The organism is Roseomonas sp. 18066 (assembly GCF_902706185.1).
Classification (GTDB): Bacteria; Pseudomonadota; Alphaproteobacteria; order Acetobacterales; family Acetobacteraceae; genus Pseudoroseomonas.
In genome coordinates this window covers 1-516 of the sequence record NZ_CACSJM010000352.1, presented here as the reverse complement: position 1 = coordinate 516, position 516 = coordinate 1, and the positions used below count along the sequence as shown (strand labels likewise).

Genomic DNA, 516 nt, shown 5'->3' with positions numbered 1-516 from the left:
ACCCTACCCGAACCGGCCCCACCCGAACCGACCCCACCTGAACCGGCCGCACCCGATAGGCGCAGCGCGCCGCGCCGGCGAGCAGATGCTGCTCCCGCGCCACCTCGGCCTCCGGCCCCAGCAGGGCGCGGAACAATGCCAGCTCGGATCGGCAAAGCCCCTGGCAGGCACGGGCGGCGGCGCAGATCGGGCAATGGTCCTCGACCAGCCGCCAGCCGCCGGCCACCGCCTCGACCCGCGCCATGTAGCCCTCGGCGCTGCGCAGCGCGGCCAGCTGGCGCAGCCGCGCCTCCAGCCCCGGCCCGGGGCAGGCCTCGCGATAGCTCGCCGCCATCGCCGCCTCGCGCGCCGCCACCACCGCCTCCAGCCCGGCCTCGCCGAATTGCGCGCGGATGGCGGCGATCATCTGCAGCCCCAGCACCGCATGGCCGTCGGGGAAGCGCGCATGGCCGGCCGCGGTCAGCGCCCAGTCCTGGCTCGGCCGGCCGGCGCCGCGCGCCGCCCCCCCCGCCTGGG

Annotated in this window: 1 protein-coding gene; it reads right to left on the bottom strand. The window is 78.3% G+C overall.

Annotation, left to right across the window (positions count from 1 at the left end; all coding sequences use genetic code 11):
* Positions 1 to 516: metalloregulator ArsR/SmtB family transcription factor (locus GVN67_RS29185; RefSeq protein WP_160000786.1), on the bottom strand; the 516-nt coding region annotated here is incomplete at both ends.